At 51.2% G+C, this 17,535-nt stretch carries 12 protein-coding genes; 7 read left to right on the forward strand and 5 right to left on the reverse strand.

Going from position 1 to position 17,535, the window contains the following annotated elements; all coding sequences use genetic code 11:
* Nucleotides 1-112: 112 nt before the first annotated feature.
* The 3 genes from ldtD (at nucleotide 113) to R9X49_RS05505 (ending at nucleotide 3,317) form a co-directional block, all read left to right on the forward strand.
* Entirely contained in the window at nucleotides 113-1,852 is a 1,740-nt protein-coding gene (gene ldtD / locus R9X49_RS05495; protein WP_319847499.1) for a L,D-transpeptidase, read from the forward strand.
* 187 nt (nucleotides 1,853-2,039) lie between these two features.
* Nucleotides 2,040-2,588: a YcbK family protein gene (locus R9X49_RS05500; protein WP_225087870.1), complete on the forward strand. Its 549-nt coding sequence runs from the start codon at nucleotides 2,040-2,042 to the stop codon at nucleotides 2,586-2,588.
* 81 nt (nucleotides 2,589-2,669) lie between these two features.
* Nucleotides 2,670-3,317, forward strand: a complete 648-nt coding sequence (locus tag R9X49_RS05505; RefSeq protein ID WP_319847500.1) for an MBL fold metallo-hydrolase — start codon at nucleotides 2,670-2,672, stop codon at nucleotides 3,315-3,317.
* Nucleotides 3,318-3,392: 75 nt separating this feature from the next.
* Here the strand turns inward: R9X49_RS05505 and R9X49_RS05510 are convergent, their stop codons facing one another.
* From R9X49_RS05510 to pncB, 4 genes are all read right to left on the reverse strand, one after another.
* Nucleotides 3,393-4,583 (reverse strand): amino acid aminotransferase, encoded by a 1,191-nt coding sequence (locus R9X49_RS05510; protein ID WP_319847501.1) that lies wholly within the window; start codon nucleotides 4,581-4,583, stop codon nucleotides 3,393-3,395.
* Nucleotides 4,584-4,901: 318 nt separating this feature from the next.
* The gene (locus tag R9X49_RS05515) at nucleotides 4,902-6,011 is read right to left on the reverse strand and encodes a porin (protein ID WP_319847502.1); all 1,110 of its coding nucleotides are present in this window, start codon (nucleotides 6,009-6,011) and stop codon (nucleotides 4,902-4,904) included.
* A gap of 295 nt (nucleotides 6,012-6,306) precedes the next feature.
* Nucleotides 6,307-7,707: an asparagine--tRNA ligase gene (gene asnS, locus R9X49_RS05520; RefSeq protein WP_015840033.1), complete on the reverse strand. Its 1,401-nt coding sequence runs from the start codon at nucleotides 7,705-7,707 to the stop codon at nucleotides 6,307-6,309.
* Between the two features lie 395 nt (nucleotides 7,708-8,102).
* Entirely contained in the window at nucleotides 8,103-9,308 is a 1,206-nt protein-coding gene (gene pncB, locus R9X49_RS05525) for a nicotinate phosphoribosyltransferase (RefSeq protein ID WP_319847503.1), read from the reverse strand.
* A gap of 223 nt (nucleotides 9,309-9,531) precedes the next feature.
* Here pncB and pepN point away from each other — a divergent pair, with 223 nt between their 5' ends.
* The 3 genes from pepN to R9X49_RS05540 all read left to right on the forward strand — a co-directional run bounded on the left by pepN (nucleotide 9,532) and on the right by R9X49_RS05540 (nucleotide 14,149).
* Nucleotides 9,532-12,147 (forward strand): aminopeptidase N, encoded by a 2,616-nt coding sequence (gene pepN / locus R9X49_RS05530; RefSeq protein ID WP_319847504.1) that lies wholly within the window; start codon nucleotides 9,532-9,534, stop codon nucleotides 12,145-12,147.
* Nucleotides 12,148-12,349: 202 nt separating this feature from the next.
* On the forward strand, nucleotides 12,350-13,360 hold the full coding sequence (gene pyrD / locus R9X49_RS05535; RefSeq protein ID WP_319847505.1) for a quinone-dependent dihydroorotate dehydrogenase: 1,011 nt from the start codon (nucleotides 12,350-12,352) through the stop codon (nucleotides 13,358-13,360).
* A 201-nt stretch (nucleotides 13,361-13,561) separates the two neighbouring features.
* Complete coding sequence (locus tag R9X49_RS05540; RefSeq protein WP_319847506.1) at nucleotides 13,562-14,149, forward strand: cell division protein ZapC; 588 nt, start codon at nucleotides 13,562-13,564, stop codon at nucleotides 14,147-14,149.
* Between the two features lie 54 nt (nucleotides 14,150-14,203).
* Here R9X49_RS05540 and R9X49_RS05545 read toward each other — a convergent pair whose 3' ends face one another.
* Entirely contained in the window at nucleotides 14,204-15,307 is a 1,104-nt protein-coding gene (locus R9X49_RS05545; protein ID WP_319847507.1) for a YcbX family protein, read from the reverse strand.
* Nucleotides 15,308-15,417: 110 nt separating this feature from the next.
* On the opposite strand from R9X49_RS05545, the gene rlmKL reads away from it, so the two are divergent.
* Entirely contained in the window at nucleotides 15,418-17,535 is a 2,118-nt protein-coding gene (gene rlmKL / locus R9X49_RS05550) for a bifunctional 23S rRNA (guanine(2069)-N(7))-methyltransferase RlmK/23S rRNA (guanine(2445)-N(2))-methyltransferase RlmL (protein WP_319847508.1), read from the forward strand.

Here is a 17,535-nt window from a genome sequence, read left to right on the forward strand (position 1 = left end):
TGGAAAACGAAAGCCAGTGTGACCGTATGCGAGCGAACTCGGTTTGTTATTTCCATGTTCAACGTGGATTGTCGTAAAAGCATAGTGATTAATAAGTACAGGGGATAAATGGATGTTGTTGTTACATAAACGAAAAATGGTCAGGCTGCTGTTGCGCGTGGGTTGTATTTGGGTCGGAAGCCTGTCTCCTTCGTTTTCGGTGCTGGCAGCATCTCCGACGGTGGTATCCGGCTTAGCACAAAGCTCGGGCGCGGTGTCTGTAGAAAATAGCCGGGCAGGGCTTCTGGCTGCGCTGCCGCACGGTATGACGGTACATTATCTCTCTGATTTATCATCGCTTTATGCCCAACATCAGATGCAACCTATGTGGGCGGATAACCGCGCGGTGCAACAGTTTCAGCAGCAACTTGCCGAAGTGGCGATCGCTGGTGTACAACCGCAGTTCACTACGTGGGTGACCTGGCTGACCGATCCGCAATTGACCGGGTTTGCGCGTGATGTCGTGTTATCTGATGCGATGCTGGGTTATTTGCAGTTCGTTTCTGGGGTGGAGCGTAGCGGCAATGACTGGCTGTACAGCAGCGTGCCTTATCGTTTGCAATCGCCAGCGCTGAATATTGTTTCTCAATGGCAACAGGCCGTGAAATCGGGCACTAGCGCAGCCTATGTGGTTTCTCTGGCACCGCAGCACTCGCAGTACGCCAAAATGCATGAGGCGCTGAAGACGATGCTGACGGACAACCGTCCGTGGCCGAGTCTGAATCTGACGGAATCTCTGCGTCCAGAACAGCAGAGCCGGGAGCTGGCGGTACTGCGTGAAATTCTGCAGCGTACCGGCATGCTGTCGTCAACGGAGAGCATTACGCTGTTTAACGAAAATACCGCCGCGACGACGATACCGACAGGCCAGTCTCCTCTGGTCGAGAGCGGTGCTGAGGTTGGCGATCGTTATACGGGTGAACTGGTTGAAGCGGTTAAACGCTTCCAGCATTGGCAAGGGCTGGAGGACGACGGCGTCATTGGTAAGCGTACTCGCGATTGGCTCAATGTGTCCCCGCAAATGCGTGCGACGCTGCTTGCGCTGAATATTCAGCGTCTGCGCCTACTGCCGGATAATGTGCACACCGGTATTATGGTGAATATCCCCAATTATTCGCTGATCTATTATCAGGATGGTGCTGAGCGTTTATCGTCGCGCGTCATTGTTGGGCAGCCTAAGCGTAAGACGCCGTTGATGAGTAGCTCGTTGTATAACGTGGTGGTCAATCCGCCGTGGAATGTCCCGACGACGCTAACCCGGCAGGACATCATTCCTAAAGTGGTGCGCGATCCCGGTTATCTACAGCGTCATGGCTATACGGTGTTGTCCGGCTGGAGCCAGGATGCAGAAGCGATCGATCCCTCAATGATTGATTGGCAGGTGGTCTCAGCTGAGCGCTTCCCTTATCGCCTGCGTCAGGCGCCTGGTGCGAATAACTCGCTGGGACGCTATAAATTCAATATGCCAAATTCGGAAGCCATTTATCTGCACGACACGCCTAATCACAATCTGTTCCAGCGTGATATTCGAGCGCTGAGCTCCGGCTGTGTGCGAGTTAATAAGGCATCGGAATTGGCTAGCATGCTATTGCAGGATGCGGGATGGAATAATAGTCGTATTTCTTCCACGCTGGATCAGGGGAATACCACCTTTGTTTCAATGAAACACCGGATCCCGGTCAATCTCTATTATCTGACGGCCTGGGTAGCAGAAGATGGCAGGCCGCAGTTCCGCACAGATATTTACAATTATGATGATACCGCCCGAGCGGGGACGAAAGTGCTCTCCAGAGCAGGGCTGCTGCTTCAGTAAGTATTGAAAATACGGACATTAGTTGTATTGGTATTTTATCGTTTTGCGGGGGATCGATGCGATCTCCCGCAAACCCGTAAGCAAAGCGGGTTGACTCACTTTTCTCTGGCAGTTAAGGTTCAAGGCGGTGCGTTTTGCGCCCCCCCTTTTATACTTATTACCGTTTTTTAGCCAGGGTACCTGTTCTATGGATCACATTGACAATCATCGCCGTAAGTGGCTTGCACTGGGTGGTGCCGCGTTTGGTATCGCACTGCTTCCCGGTCAGGCATTTGCAACGTTATCTACGCCCCGACCACGAATTTTGACGCTGGACAATCTGAATACCGGAGAACGGCTAAAAACGGAATTTTTTGATGGTAAACGGTATAACAAATCAGAACTCTCCCGCCTGAATCACTTTTTCCGCGATTATCGCGCCAATAAAGTCAAAACGATTGACCCCCAACTTTTCGATCAGCTTTATCGTTTACAGGTTATGCTGGGCACCAATAAGCCCGTACAGCTGATTTCTGGTTATCGCGCGATAGATACGAATAATGAATTGCGTGCGCATAGCAGAGGTGTGGCAAAGCAGAGCTACCACACGAAGGGGCAGGCGATGGATTTCCATATTGAAGGCGTTCAACTGGCCAACATTCGTAAAGCGGCGATGAAGATGCGTGCCGGCGGCGTTGGTTACTACCCACGCAGCGATTTCGTTCACATCGATACCGGCCCGGTTCGTACCTGGTAATTCGCTACCGCAGCACTAAATTTTTTTCTGATACGGCTCGCTTACAGCGCGAGCCGATCAGTTTATTCAACATGGAGTGATATGAAATATCAAATTGTCCCAGTGACGGCATTTAGCCAGAACTGCACGTTGTTATGGTGTGAAAAAACAAATGAAGCAGCGATTGTCGATCCCGGTGGCGATGCAGAGAAAATTAAACGCGCCGTTGCAGACGCAGGGATTTCGGTTAAGCAGATTTTGTTAACGCACGGACATCTGGATCATGTAGGTGCGGCAGCGGAATTGGCCGAGCACTATCAGGTAGCGATTATTGGCCCGCAGATTGAAGATGCCTTCTGGCTGGAAGGGTTACCGGCACAAAGCCGGATGTTTGGTCTGGAAGAGTGTGCGCCGCTGACGCCATCACGCTGGTTGCAGGAAGGTGATGAGGTCAGTGTGGGCGAGACGACACTGGCGGTTTTCCACTGTCCTGGCCATACACCGGGCCACATTGTTTTCTTTGATGCGGAATCGCGTCTGGCTCAGGTGGGCGACGTTATTTTCAACGGTGGTGTAGGGCGCACTGATTTTCCACAGGGAGATCATCAGGCGTTGATGGCGTCCATCAAGAATAAGCTGCTGCCGCTAGGGGACGATGTGACATTTATTCCGGGGCACGGCCCGATGTCAACGTTAGGACATGAGCGCAAAACGAATCCTTTCCTGCGTGAAGATGCCGCGATTTGGTAGTTTCTGTACTTTTTATCAGTAAGGGCAGAAATGAAAAAGCCGACACCAGTGTCGGCTTTTTTGATCGCTAAACGATCAGAGTACGGCAACAATCGCTTCGCAAAGCGGTGCCATGTTTTCCGGCGTCATTCCTGCAACGTTGACACGCCCAGAATTCACCGCGTAAACGCCGAATTCGTCACGTAGACGCAGAACCTGCTCTTTGGTCAAGCCGCTGAATGAGAACATCCCATTCTGGTCGATGATGAAGGAAAAATCCTGCTGCGCGCCTTTTTCCTGCAAGGTATTCACGAACAGCTGACGCATACGCTGGATGCGTTCGCGCATTGCCGTCAATTCCTGCTCCCAAATGGCTTTCAGCGCCTCGTTGCCCAGAATGGTAGCCACAACGGTCGCACCGTGTGACGGTGGGTTAGAGTAGTTTGCGCGAATAGCGGCTTTCACCTGACTGAATGCTTTGTCTGCCGTTGCGGCATCGGCAGCAACCAGTGTGCAGGCACCGACGCGCTCATTGTACAAACCGAAGTTTTTAGAGTACGAGCTGCATACGATCAGTTCATCGTGCTTCGCGGCGAAAATACGTAGACCTTCCGCATCTTCTTCCAGACCGCGGGCAAAGCCCTGATAGGCGAAGTCAAACAGCGGCAGCCAGCCTTTCGCTACCGACAGTTCGGCCAGCTTAGCCCACTGTTCAGCAGTAGGATCGATACCGGTTGGGTTATGGCAACAGCCGTGGAACAGCACCACGTCACCCGCTTGGGCAGCGTTCAGGCTATTCAGCAAGCCATCAAAATCCAATGCGTGGTTCGCTGCATCGTAGTAGTCATACTGGCACACTTCCAAACCGACAGCAGAGAAGACGTTGTTGTGATTTGGCCAGGTTGGGTTGCTGATCCAAATGCGTTTTGCGGACGTCTGATTGGCAATGAAATCCGCTGCTACGCGCAACGCCCCGGTTCCGCCTGGGGTTTGTGCTGTACGAGCACGTTTGCTAGCAATAATGGCGTTCTGCTTGCCAAACAATAGCTCCTGCGTGCACTGACCGAATGCTGGCAGACCGTCAATGCCCAGATAGTTCTTGGTGGTTTCATTTTCCAGCAGATACTGTTCTGCTTTTTTTACGCTGGTCAGAACCGGGGTTTTGCCGGTTTCATCTTTATAGACACCAATACCCAGATTGATTTTATTCGCGCGGTCATCGGCGCGGAAAAGATCGGTCAGCCCGAGAATAGGATCGGCCGGTGCGGCAGAGATATTTTCAAACATTGCCAGAATGTTCCATAACTGAGATGAAATAAGAATTCTCAGAGTACCGTCAGTAAAAGGCTTTGCCAACCGTTGATGTCAAAAAGAAAGGGAAATAACAGGGAGAAGGAGAGAGACGAAATAAAAGACTGGTTAGGTGAGAATAATTGGCGCAGCGTGGCGTAAAGCTGAAACAAAAAAACGCGTGGAGTATTTTTCAACGTCGCGGGTGACGGTCCGGAAAGAGGACTATCTGGCACGCAATAAAAAAGACAGAGCCGAAGCCCTGTCTTTTCATGCAATACGAACGATTAACTCGTTACGTTATGCTGCGATGACTTAGAACTGGTAAGTCAGGCCAACAGCAACTTTATCGTCGTCGTTCAGGCCGTAGGCATTGTCAGACTTGATCAGATTGATGTCATATTCGGTGTAAACAGACATGTTTTTGTTGAATGCATAGGTTGCACCCAGGCTTACATATTTGGTGATGTAAGCGTTTTTGTTGTTTGCATCATCTTTAGCTTTGCCAGAAACGTAAGCCAGAGATGGAGTCAGACCGAAATCAAAGTTGTATTGAGCAACAGCTTCAAAGATTTTGGTTTTGTCTGCAAAGTCAGTAGTAACGCCGTTTACAGTTTTACCGATGTAGCTAACATTGCGGTATTCACCATATGTAGCAGCCAAGTATACGTTGTTAGCGTCATATTTCAGGCCAGTAGCCCAAGCTTCAGCTTTTTTACCGCGACCAGATGCCAGTGCATTCTGTTCATCAGTACGGTTAACTGCAGCGTAAGAACCAACAATGCCTAAGCCAATGTCAGATTCGTAGGAAGAAGAAATACCCCAGCCGTCGCCGTTCTGAGTATCGATATCAGAACCATTGGCATTACTACGGTTGTTAAGGGTGTCTTTGCTGTTTTTACCTTGGTATTGAACAGCGAAGTTCCAGCCATCAACCAGACCGAAGAAGTTTTTATTACGGTAGGTAGCAACACCGGTAGAACGGCCAGTCAGGAAGTTATCAGAGTTAGACTGATCGCCCCCCCACTCAGGCAGGACGTCAGTCCAAGCCAGTGCGTCGTATGCAATACCCAGGTTACGACCATAGTCGAAAGAACCGTAGTCAGCGAATTTCAGACCAGCAAAGGCATAACGAGTTTTGTCACTTTTGCCGCCGTCTGCTTCAGCGTTACGTGCGCTGAATTCATATTCAAAACGACCGTAACCAGTCAGTTCGCTGCTGATCTGAGTTTCACCTTTGAAGCCTAAACGAGCGTAAGTTTTGTCGCCATCGTTTTTGCTGTCATCAGAGAAATAGTGTTTAGCGGTAACTTTACCAGTCAGATCCAGCTTGTTGCCGTCTTTGTTATAAACTTCTGCTGCGTTGGCTGTGCCCGCGACTAACAGAGCTGGGATTACTACTGCAAGAATGTTGCGTTTCATCATTATTACCCTCATTGGTGTTATTTAGACACCTGCCACTGCCATAAATAATTCTTTACGGAACTATTCCTGAAAGTTTGGTGTCTTCCTGTGTCTGAACGCAGTTTTCCATTCGCTCGCGAGTTAATCCACCCTAAAGATGCTACAAACTTCGTAATCGAGTAACAAATGGAAATAATGTGTGTCTAAATGTAAATTTCAGGGAACTTTGTGAGACATAACAAAAATTAAAAAAAAAGAGCCGGGAAACCCGACTCTTCTTTTCTACATATTTGTTTTACTTATATTAAATTTTTATTTAGAAACTGGCGTTCCTTGGTGTGCGTGGGAAAGGAATCACATCGCGCACATTTTGTACACCGGTAACATAGGCAATCAGTCGTTCAAAACCTAAACCGAAACCGGAATGTGGAATGGTGCCGTAACGACGTAAATCACGATACCACCAGTAGTCTTCTTTATTCAGTCCCATCTCTTCCAGACGGCTATCTAACTCTGCCAGACGCTCTTCACGCTGAGAGCCGCCGATGATTTCACCGATTCCCGGTGCCAGAACATCCATCGCGGCAACGGTTTTACCGTCGTCGTTCATACGCATATAGAAAGCTTTGATGTCTTTCGGGTAGTTCTTAACGACAACCGGTGCTTTGAAGTGCTGCTCTGCCAGATAACGTTCATGTTCGGAGGAGAGGTCAACGCCCCAGTAAACCGGGTTCTCGAACTGTTTTCCGCAGTTCAGCAGGATTTCGACGGCGTCGGTGTAATCCACCTGAGCGAAATCGGAGCTGACGAATTTTTCCAGACGGGTTATGGCCTCTTTATCAACACGCTCGGCAAAGAACGCCATATCATCGGCACGCTCGTTCAGCACGGCCTGGAAAACATATTTCAGCAGGTTTTCAGCCAGACCTGCGACATCATCCAGCGTGGCGAAAGCAACTTCCGGTTCGATCATCCAAAACTCGGCCAGGTGGCGGCTGGTGTTGGAGTTTTCCGCGCGGAACGTTGGGCCAAAGGTATACACGTTGGACAGCGCACAAGCGTAAGTTTCGCCATTCAACTGGCCAGATACGGTCAGGAATGCTTCTTTGCCGAAGAAATCTTCACTGAAATCCACTTTACCCTGTTCGGTACGCGGCAGGTTTTCCAGATCGAGGGTGGAAACACGGAACATTTCGCCCGCGCCTTCGGTATCAGATGCGGTAATCAGCGGGGTAGATACCCAGAAGTAGCCGTTCTCGTGGAAGAAGCGGTGAATCGCCTGCGCCAGCGTATGACGAACGCGCGCAACGGCACCGATCAGATTCGTGCGCGGACGCAAATGCGCCACTTCACGCAAGTATTCGATACTGTGACGCTTTGCCGCCATCGGATAGGTATCGGGATCGTCAACCCAGCCGACGACGTTGACGTTGGTGGCTTGCAGCTCGAAGCTCTGGCCTTCGCCCGGAGAGGCGACGACGTTACCGGTGATTTCTACGGAGCAACCGGTGGTCAGTCGCAGTACATCATCCTGATAATTGGAGAGATTATTATTAACGACAGCCTGTAACGGATTAAAGCAGGAGCCGTCATAAACGGCGATAAAGGAGATACCGGCTTTAGAATCTCTCCGGGTACGTACCCAGCCGCGCACGGTGACTTCGCTGTCAACGGCGACACGGCCTTGCAGTACATCGACTACAGGCACTACGCTCATAAAATTCTCTCTTTAATTAATCGTGTTTAAGAAATATATCGTGGTTAAAACGCCAAATGGCCCAATCCGAGCCATTTGCTATGTTACTTGTGATGCAACAGGACACAAGCAGAAATCACTGGAATGGCGCGAAGTTTTCGCTCATCACAGTGAATCTGCTGCAAAGTTGGTCAATACCCGTCATCCTTCAAGTTGCATGTGCGTTGGCTACGCTACTCGGCACACTAACGTGTACCTCGCCCCGTTGGGGCCGCTGCAAGCAGCGTTCAAATCTGCCTCTGGCAGATTTGTCAGTCACCCGAATCACTTACTGGAGTAAGCTCATCGGGATTCCTTCTCTTGCCGCCTGCCTGAAACTCGAATTATTTAGGGTATTAGAGGATAAGAGGGACGTTTCAACTGGCCTTTTTCACGCGGGGTAAGTCAAACGCTTTGCGTAACTCACACACGAAGTTCTGATCTTGGCAGATGGTTTTACCCGGACTATCGGAGAGCTTTGCCACCGGCTTGCCGTTGCATTCCACCAGTTTGATGACGATATTCAGCGGCTTCACGCCGGGGATATCACACGTCAGGCGCGTGCCGATACCAAACACCAGATTCACGCGTTGCCCGAAATGGCGATACAGCGTCAGCGCTTTATCCAGATTCAGATTATCGGAGAAGACCAGCGTTTTGCTCATCGGATCGATATTCAGGCGCTGATAATGTGCGATGGCTTTCTCTCCCCAATCGACCGGATCGCCGGAATCGTGACGCAGCCCCTGATAGGCTTCGGCGAACGGTAAGTCGAAATCGCGCAGGAAGGCATCCATAGTGATGCAGTCTGTCAATGCGATGCCTAAATGCGAGGGATATTCATGCAGCCACATTTGCAGCGCGGCACGCTGGCTGTTTGCCAGCGTCGGACTGATCTGCTGATGCGCCTGAAACCACTCGTGCGCCTGCGTGCCGACAGGTGTGATGCCCAAACGGCGTGCCAGATCATAATTACTGGTGCCGATGAGGTAAGGGAAATCAGCTTGCAGTGCCGTCACAATCGTCTGCTGGACATCACGAGAGAAACGCCGACGCGTGCCGAAATCCATCAGCTTGAAGCGACTGAGATCCACATCCGCGCTGTTCTGGTGGAAGCTCTCCAGTGAGGCAGACAGTCGGGCGACAGCCTGCTCGGCTGTGACGTCGGGCGAGCGGTGCCGATGTACGACTTCACTGATCACAGCCAACAGGGGAACTTCCCACAAAATCACTTCACGCCACGGTCCGGTGATGCGGATATCCAGCTTGCCAGCATTATTCTTGATCGAAACCTGCTGCGGATTGAAACGAAAGCCTCGCAGCCAGTGTAGATAATCCGGCTTAAAGAATGGCAGAGAAGAAAGATAGGCAAACTCGTCGTCACTCAATGACAAGAAGCGCATCAGATCGACCTGATGGGCTATTTCGTCGGCGTAAATGCCTAATAACTCATCACCGCGGCAGCGAAATTCAGCCGCAACGTCAACATCATAATAGTGATGATACACCGCCTGTTGCATGTGCAGCTTGTAGGCATCGGTATCCAGCAATGCGTGTAGAATCGGGGAAGTGTGCAAAGTCATAATGCGTTACAGCATCCTCGTAAGATGCATATCCACCATCGGGACAATCAGCAATGTCCGGTCAGTATACCTTGATTATCCGTTTATTACATTACGACAACATAGCGAGACGTGCGGGAGCGAACCACGATACGATGATTATCCTCATTATTTTGTCGTGGTAACATTAAGATAACAGGCTTAGACTTGATCTTTGATGCTTATGACGAGGTGGAAACTTTATATGAATCAACAGCCGCAAATAAAATATCGCCATGACTACCGTGCGCCGGATTATACCATTACCGACATTGCACTGGATTTCGATCTCCATGCCGAGAAAACGCGCGTAAAAGCCGTGAGTCAGGTGGTGTTGCAGGGGGATGCTGGCGCGCCGTTGAAGCTGGATGGCGAAGGGCTGGTTCTGATCGGGCTGAGCGTTGATGGGCAGCCGTGGACGCATTATCAGCAGCAGGACGATGGCCTGATTCTGACACAATTACCTGCACGTTTCACGCTCAGCATCGAAACGGAAATCAATCCCGCCGCCAATAGCGCGCTAGAAGGGCTATATCAATCAGGTGAAGCACTGTGTACACAGTGCGAGGCCGAAGGTTTCCGTCACATTACTTATTATCTCGATCGGCCGGATGTACTCGCAAAGTTCACCACGCGCATCACGGCGGATAAAGCACGCTATCCTTATTTACTCTCTAACGGCAACCGTATGGCTCAAGGGGAGCTGGAAGGTGGGCGTCACTGGATTGAATGGCAGGATCCCTTCCCGAAACCGGCTTACCTGTTCGCGCTGGTTGCCGGAGATTTCGATGTCCTTCAGGATCGCTTCACGACACGTTCTGGCCGCGATGTGGCGCTGGAGCTGTATGTTGACCGTGGCAATCTCGATCGCGCCGGCTGGGCGATGACCTCGCTGAAGAATGCGATGAAGTGGGACGAAGAGCGTTTCGGTCTGGAATACGATCTCGACATTTATATGATCGTCGCCGTTGATTTCTTCAACATGGGGGCGATGGAGAACAAAGGGCTGAACGTATTCAACTCTAAATACGTGCTGGCCAAGGCAGAAACCGCGACGGATAAAGATTATCTGAACATTGAAGCGGTGATCGGCCATGAATATTTCCATAACTGGACGGGCAACCGCGTTACCTGCCGCGACTGGTTCCAGCTTAGCCTGAAAGAAGGGCTGACGGTGTTCCGCGATCAGGAGTTCAGCTCCGATCTGGGTTCGCGCCCGGTGAACCGTATTGATAACGTGCGTGTGATGCGCGGTGCGCAGTTTGCTGAAGATGCCAGCCCGATGTCGCATCCGATTCGTCCCGATCAGGTGATCGAGATGAATAACTTCTACACGCTGACGGTCTATGAAAAGGGATCGGAAGTGATCCGCATGATGCACACCTTATTAGGTGAAGACGGCTTCCAGGCAGGTATTCGTCTGTATTTTGAGCGTCATGACGGCAGCGCAGCAACCTGTGATGACTTTGTGCAGGCAATGGAAGACGCCTCCGGTGTCGATCTCACGCAGTTCCGCCGTTGGTACAGCCAGTCAGGTACGCCGGTGCTGACCGTGCGTGATGATTACGATCCGCAGACGCAACAATATCTGCTGAGCGTGAGCCAAATGACGCCCGTTGGTGCCGATAAACAAGCCAAACTGCCGCTGCACATTCCGCTGGATATCGAACTGTACGATCCGCAAGGGCAGGTGATTCCGTTACAGAAAGACGGCCAACTGCTGGCGTCGGTGCTTAATGTCACCGAATCCGAACAGACGTTCATTTTCGATCAGGTTCCTTGCCGTCCGATTCCTTCTTTATTACGTGAGTTTTCTGCGCCGGTAAAACTGAACTATGCCTGGAGCGATGAACAGCTGACGTTCCTGATGCGTCACGCCAGCAATGCGTTTTCACGTTGGGATGCAGCACAGAGCCTGTTGGCCAACTACATCCGTCTGAATGTTTCCCGCTACCAGCAGAAGCAGCCGCTTTCCGTGCCGATGCATGTCGTCGATGCCTTCCGTGGTGTGTTGCTGGATGACAAACTGGATCCGATGCTGGCTTCGCAGATTCTGACGTTGCCGAGCGAAAATGAGATTGCCGAGCTGTTTGACATCATCGATCCGACGGCGATCGCTGCCGTACGCGAAAGCATGACGCATACGATGGCGAAAGAGATGGCGGATGAGTGGCTAGCGGTATACCACGCGAATCAGGCGCCACAGTATCGCATCGAGCACGCGGATATGGGTAAACGCGCGCTGCGCAACGTCTGCCTGCATTATCTGGCATTCAGCGATGACGCGCTGGCAGGTAAACTGGTACAGGCGCAGTTTCGTCAGGCGGATAACATGACTGATTCGCTGGCGGCGCTGTCGGCGGCGGTTGAGGCACAGTTGCCGGTGAGTGATGAATTGCTGACGCAGTTTGATAACCGCTGGCATCAGGATGGTTTGGTCATGGATAAATGGTTTGTGCTGCAAGCCACCAGCCCGGCAGCCGATGTGCTGACCCGCGTGCGTGAACTGCTGCAACACCGTTCATTCAGCCTGAACAACCCTAACCGCCTGCGTTCGCTGGTGGGGGCGTTTGCGGCCGCTAATCCGTCGGCTTTCCATGCCGAAGACGGTAGCGGCTATCGCTTCCTGACGGAGATTCTAAGTGACTTGAACACGCGTAATCCGCAGGTTGCGGCTCGTGTGATCGAACCGTTGATCCGTCTGAAACGCTATGATGCTAAACGTCAGACGCAAATGCGTCAGGCGCTGGAGCAACTGAAGACGTTGGAAAACCTGTCTGGCGATCTGTTTGAGAAGATCAGCAAGGCACTGCAAGACTAATCCTGCCGCAGGATTAGCACAGCCACACGCGGTATCCTGCCGCGTGTGGCATTCTCTCTTATGCCGTTTATCACTTCCGCAAACGTTTTACTTTCCGCAAAGATGGCACTACCATCTCCGACCGTGAGTTAAACCGTAATCCACTATTGCTTACTTTCAGCGTAAGCAAGATACCTTTGCGATAGGGATCTCAGGAGACAATATGTTCTATCCCGTTATCAAAAAAGCCCTGTTTCAGCTCGATCCAGAGCGTGCACATGAGCTGACCTTCCAACAATTACGCCGTATTACCAACACGCCTTTTGAATTTCTCGTCCGTCAGTCCGTTCCGACTAAACCGATTACCTGCATGGGATTATCTTTTAAAAACCCACTCGGTCTGGCGGCGGGATTAGATAAAGACGGCGAATGTATTGATGCGTTAGGTGCGATGGGATTTGGTTTTATTGAAGTAGGGACGGTAACGCCGCGCCCACAATCCGGTAATGATAAGCCGAGATTATTCCGCGTAGTGGAAGCGGAAGGATTGATCAACCGGATGGGTTTCAATAATAAAGGCGTGGATTATCTGGTTGAGAATGTAAAGAAAACACGCTTTGGCGGTGTATTAGGGATCAACATCGGCAAGAATAAAGATACGCCAGTTGAGCAAGGTAAAGACGATTATTTGATCTGCATGGATAAGGTTTATCCCCATGCAGGCTATATCGCGATCAATATTTCATCACCCAATACGCCGGGGTTACGTAGCCTGCAATATGGTGAAGCGCTGGACGATCTTTTGCTGGCAATAAAGAACAAGCAGGCAGAATTAAAAGAGAAACATCAGAAATATGTCCCCGTGGCGGTGAAGATCGCGCCGGATCTTTCCGAAGAAGAATTGATCCAAATTGCCGATAGTTTGGTTCGTCATAACATCGACGGTGTGATTGCCACGAATACAACGCTCGACAGAAAACTAATTCAGGGATTAAACCACTGTGGGCAGACGGGGGGATTAAGTGGACGTCCGTTGCAGACCAGCAGCACGGAAATTATCCGCCGTTTGTCACAGGAATTAGCAGGACGTTTACCGATTATTGGCGTTGGCGGAATTGATTCTTTAGTCGCCGCACGCGAAAAAATGGCGGCCGGTGCGTCGCTGGTGCAGATATATTCGGGCTTTATTTTCCATGGCCCTCGTCTGATTAAAGATATCGTTACACATATTTAATCCGAAAGTCCTTTCATTTTTAGCTGGGGGTTTATTTATCCCCCCAGCTAGTCTATATTTTATCCGTTTGCGTAAATAATCTATCAACCGATGTCTGATCTTCTTACCGCGACGTTTATGTCGACGAACGATTAATGAAGTGTAAGAAAACACAATCAGCCATTTCTGATATTTCTACTGTGAAGACGAAGGGTAAATAATATGAAGTTAAAACCTGACGATAACTGGCGCTGGTATTTTGATACTGAACACGATCGCCTGATGTTGGATCTGGCTAACGGCATGTTATTCCGTTCTCGTTTCCCCTCTAAAATGCTAACTCCGGATGCTTTCAATGAATGCGCATTCTGCGTTGACGACGCCGCGTTATTTTTTACCTATAATGATAAATGCCAGAAAGCGGCGCTGCACCGCGACCTTCAGGGCGAATTAGTCTTGAACGCGCTGGTGGCGACCCGATTCCTCAAACCGTTAATGCCGAAAAGCTGGCATTTCATCCAACAGCCGGATGCCGTGACCCATTCGCCGCAGGCGGGGGACATTGTGCAGGTACAGCTCACTGAAACTCATGAAACAGCCTGTTTTCTGGTAGCGGAAGCAGGGGATAAAGCCTGTCTCTGTCTGCTGGCGCAGGAACAGCTGTCATTAAGCGGGAAAACTATGGGGCTGGGCGATGCCATAAAAATCATGCACGACAGGTTAATGCCTGCCGCTATTCAACATAGCGCTGAGTGGGAAACCACATTAGGTGAAGGCACGTCAGCATTTGAATACGCCAAGGTCGTCTAAACCCCGGCATATACCCGTCATACTTCAAGCTGCATGTGTGCTAGCTTTTCTTAGCTACTGCAAATGAAGGTCACTCTGCGGAATACAGCTGCAGGTAAGAATTTCTCCGTTTCCTTTGATAGCACTTTGTTTCAGTGCAGAAACTTCTCCGCTGACTAGCGTCAATTTACAGCACCCGCACAATCCAGCCCGACAAGAATAGGGGACTCGAACGCCCTGTTGCTCTAGCTGCTCCAGTAAAATCTGCTGATTGTTCCCTTGTAACGCTTTTCCCTGATAGTGAAGGGTGACAGCCTGTTCGCTTTTCTCGGGAACGACAAGGCTCTCGACCACCTGACCAGAACCGTAAGGGCGCGGCGGCTTGGTTGCCAGGACTTCCAGCGTATCGCCTACGCGAATAATGCCCGTATTTCTGGCGACCAGATTTTGCCCAAAATCAACGTCGCCGTTTTCGGCAGTGCGGAACGATTGCAACGTTGCCAGCGGTTCTCCTGATGGGTGCTTACGACCGCGTTCAATGCTGACGGTGGTGAAAATGCAGCGGCTACAGGGTTTGACGACGTCAAAAATAACCTCGCCAATCCGAATGGTCTTCCAACTGTCTTCGGCAAAAGCGTCCGCACCCGTCACCACCAGATTGGGACGAAACTGTTCGACTTTAATGCCGGCGGAGCAGCGCTGACGCAGTGCCTGAAATGACGCGTCATTGATTAACAAAAACGGATAGCCGTCGGCAAATGCCAGGGGAACTTCTGGATAATGCTTAACCCGCCGGGATGGTTCATTGCCCACCCAGCGAAGCTGGACGGCGCGCTGAAAATAGTGGCTCAGCCAGGCATTGATGGCGTCGGGGGCGACAAGTGCCGTAAAGTGTGTGCCCCAGACTTCTGTCGGCTGCGGGGCTGCGGTGAAATCGGCAAAACGAATGGTGGCGGTTTGGCCATCCGGTGCGGCAATAAACAGCCCATCCGGCAGCAGCGCCGGCGTAAACAACACCATTTGTGGATACTGACGAGCGGTAATAAATGTTCCATCAAGTTCGGTAATCATGAAGGCACGATCGTTCGCCAAACCGCTGACAGACGCCATCGCGTGGGACAGCTGTAGCCCCCGCATCGATTTTACCGGATGAATATAAAGCCGCGTTACGCCAATCACTGACCTGTTCCTTGCCAAAGTAAAACGGCAACTTTATGACAAGCGTCTCGGATTAGCTATAATGCGCCTCAATTTCTTTTATGAATCTATTTTTTGGTGATAGTGACGACATGAATGCTTTGTTTGCCAGTACGGCGCGGGGATTGGAAGAGTTATTAAAAAGCGAACTCGAATCATTGGGTGCGCAGTCCTGTGCGGTGGTGCAGGGCGGTGTCCATTTTGAGGGTGACAATCGCCTGCTGTACCAGAGCCTGCTGTGGAGCCGTCTGGCATCGCGCATTCTGCTGCCGCTGAATGAATTCAAGGTACACAGCGATCTGGATTTATATCTGGGCGTGCAGGCGATTGACTGGTCAACGATCTTCAGCATCGATAAAACCTTTGCCGTGCATTTTACCGGTACTAATGAAGATATCCGCAACAGCCAGTACGGCGCGTTAAAAGTCAAAGATGCGATTGTGGATAGCTTTACGCGTAAAACCGGGCAGCGACCGGATGTGGCAAAACAGCAGCCGGATATTCGCATTAATGTCTTTTTGCAGCGCGATACGGCCAGCGTGTCGCTGGATTTAAGCGGTGAGGGCTTGCACCAGCGCGGTTACCGCGATCTGGCGGGGCTGGCACCGCTGAAAGAAAATCTGGCTGCGGCGATTGTGTTACGTTCCGGCTGGCAAAACGGCACGCCGCTGGTCGACCCGATGTGTGGTTCCGGGACGTTGCTGATCGAAGCAGCGATGATGGCTGCCGATCGTGCACCCGGTTTACACCGTACGCACTGGGGATTTAACGCCTGGTTAAAACACGACGCCGAACTCTGGCGCGAGGTGACTGCGGAAGCACAAGTGCGCGCCCGTCAAGGCTTGCAGGCAACGAGCTCACGCTTCTTCGGATCGGATAATGACCGCCGGGTGATTGATATCGCTAAGGCCAATGCACGTCGTGCAGGCGTGGCTGAACTGATTTCTTTCGGTGTAAAAGATGCGGCACAGCTCCAGAACCCGTTGCCGGAAGGCCCTAAAGGTACGGTCATCAGTAATCCGCCTTACGGTGAGCGTCTGGAAAGTGAACCCGCACTGATTGCCCTGCATAATATGCTGGGTCGTAAGATGAAAAGCGATTTTGGCGGCTGGCAACTCTCGCTGTTCAGCGCATCGCCGGAGCTGCTGAGCTGTCTGCAACTGCGTGCTGAACGCCAATTCAAGGCGAAAAACGGCCCGTTGGACTGCGTACAGAAAAATTATCAACTGGCAGAAACGCAGAGTGAATCCGCAGGGCAAATCGCGGAAGACTTTGCCAACCGCCTGCGTAAGAACCTGCGTAAGCTGGAGAAATGGGCGGGTCAGCAGGGGATTGAATGCTATCGCATCTATGATGCCGATCTGCCTGAATATAATGTGGCGGTCGACCGCTACGGCAGTTGGGTTGTCGTACAAGAGTATGCGCCACCGAAAACCGTTGATGCGCAAAAAGCCCGTCAGCGCCTGTTTGATGTCATTAACGCGACGCTGAGCGTGCTGGAATTGCCGTCGAACCGTCTGGTTCTGAAAACGCGTGAACGTCAGAAAGGCAAAAACCAGTATGAGAAGCTGGCGCAGAAAGGTGACTTCCTGCTGATGGAAGAGTTTGGCGCCAAGCTGTGGGTCAACCTGACCGATTACCTCGATACCGGTTTGTTCCTCGATCACCGTATCGCCCGTAAAATGCTGGGTGAGATGAGCCGTGGCAAAGATTTTCTCAATCTGTTTGCCTACACCGGCACGGCGAGCGTACACGCCGGATTGGGCGGCGCACGTTCAACGACCACCGTCGATATGTCACGTACCTATCTGGAATGGGCGGAGAAAAACCTGCGGGTGAATGGCCTGACCGGACGTCAGCATCGCCTGATTCAGGCGGATTGCCTGTCATGGTTACATAACGCCAATGAACAGTTCGATGTGATCTTCATTGATCCGCCGACCTTCTCTAACTCAAAACGGATGGAAGAGTCGTTTGATGTTCAGCGCGATCATCTGGCGTTGATGAAAGATCTCAAACGTCTGCTGCGTCGTGGCGGCACCATCATGTTCTCAAACAATAAACGCGGCTTCCAGATGGATAGCGCTGGCCTGGCCGCGCTGGGGCTGAATGCCAAAGAAATTACCGCGCAGACCCAATCGCAGGATTTTGCCCGTAATCGTCAGATTCATAACTGCTGGCTGCTGACGCATGCCGGTGAGGAAAAGTAA

The sequence above is a fragment of the Pectobacterium carotovorum genome (genome assembly GCF_033898505.1).
In the GTDB taxonomy this organism is placed as follows: domain Bacteria; phylum Pseudomonadota; class Gammaproteobacteria; order Enterobacterales; family Enterobacteriaceae; genus Pectobacterium; species Pectobacterium carotovorum_J.

Bases quoted from the DNA above. Each gene is read 5' to 3' on its own strand.
- ldtD (WP_319847499.1), top strand. From the start codon at position 113: ATGTTGTTGTTACATAAACGAAAAATGGTCAGGCTGCTGTTGCGCGTG.
- R9X49_RS05500 (WP_225087870.1), top strand. From the start codon at position 2,040: ATGGATCACATTGACAATCATCGCCGTAAGTGGCTTGCACTGGGTGGT.
- R9X49_RS05505 (WP_319847500.1), top strand. From the start codon at position 2,670: ATGAAATATCAAATTGTCCCAGTGACGGCATTTAGCCAGAACTGCACG.
- R9X49_RS05510 (WP_319847501.1), bottom strand. From the start codon at position 4,583: ATGTTTGAAAATATCTCTGCCGCACCGGCCGATCCTATTCTCGGGCTG.
- R9X49_RS05515 (WP_319847502.1), bottom strand. From the start codon at position 6,011: ATGATGAAACGCAACATTCTTGCAGTAGTAATCCCAGCTCTGTTAGTC.
- asnS (WP_015840033.1), bottom strand. From the start codon at position 7,707: ATGAGCGTAGTGCCTGTAGTCGATGTACTGCAAGGCCGTGTCGCCGTT.
- pncB (WP_319847503.1), bottom strand. From the start codon at position 9,308: ATGACTTTGCACACTTCCCCGATTCTACACGCATTGCTGGATACCGAT.
- pepN (WP_319847504.1), top strand. From the start codon at position 9,532: ATGAATCAACAGCCGCAAATAAAATATCGCCATGACTACCGTGCGCCG.
- pyrD (WP_319847505.1), top strand. From the start codon at position 12,350: ATGTTCTATCCCGTTATCAAAAAAGCCCTGTTTCAGCTCGATCCAGAG.
- R9X49_RS05540 (WP_319847506.1), top strand. From the start codon at position 13,562: ATGAAGTTAAAACCTGACGATAACTGGCGCTGGTATTTTGATACTGAA.
- rlmKL (WP_319847508.1), top strand. From the start codon at position 15,418: ATGAATGCTTTGTTTGCCAGTACGGCGCGGGGATTGGAAGAGTTATTA.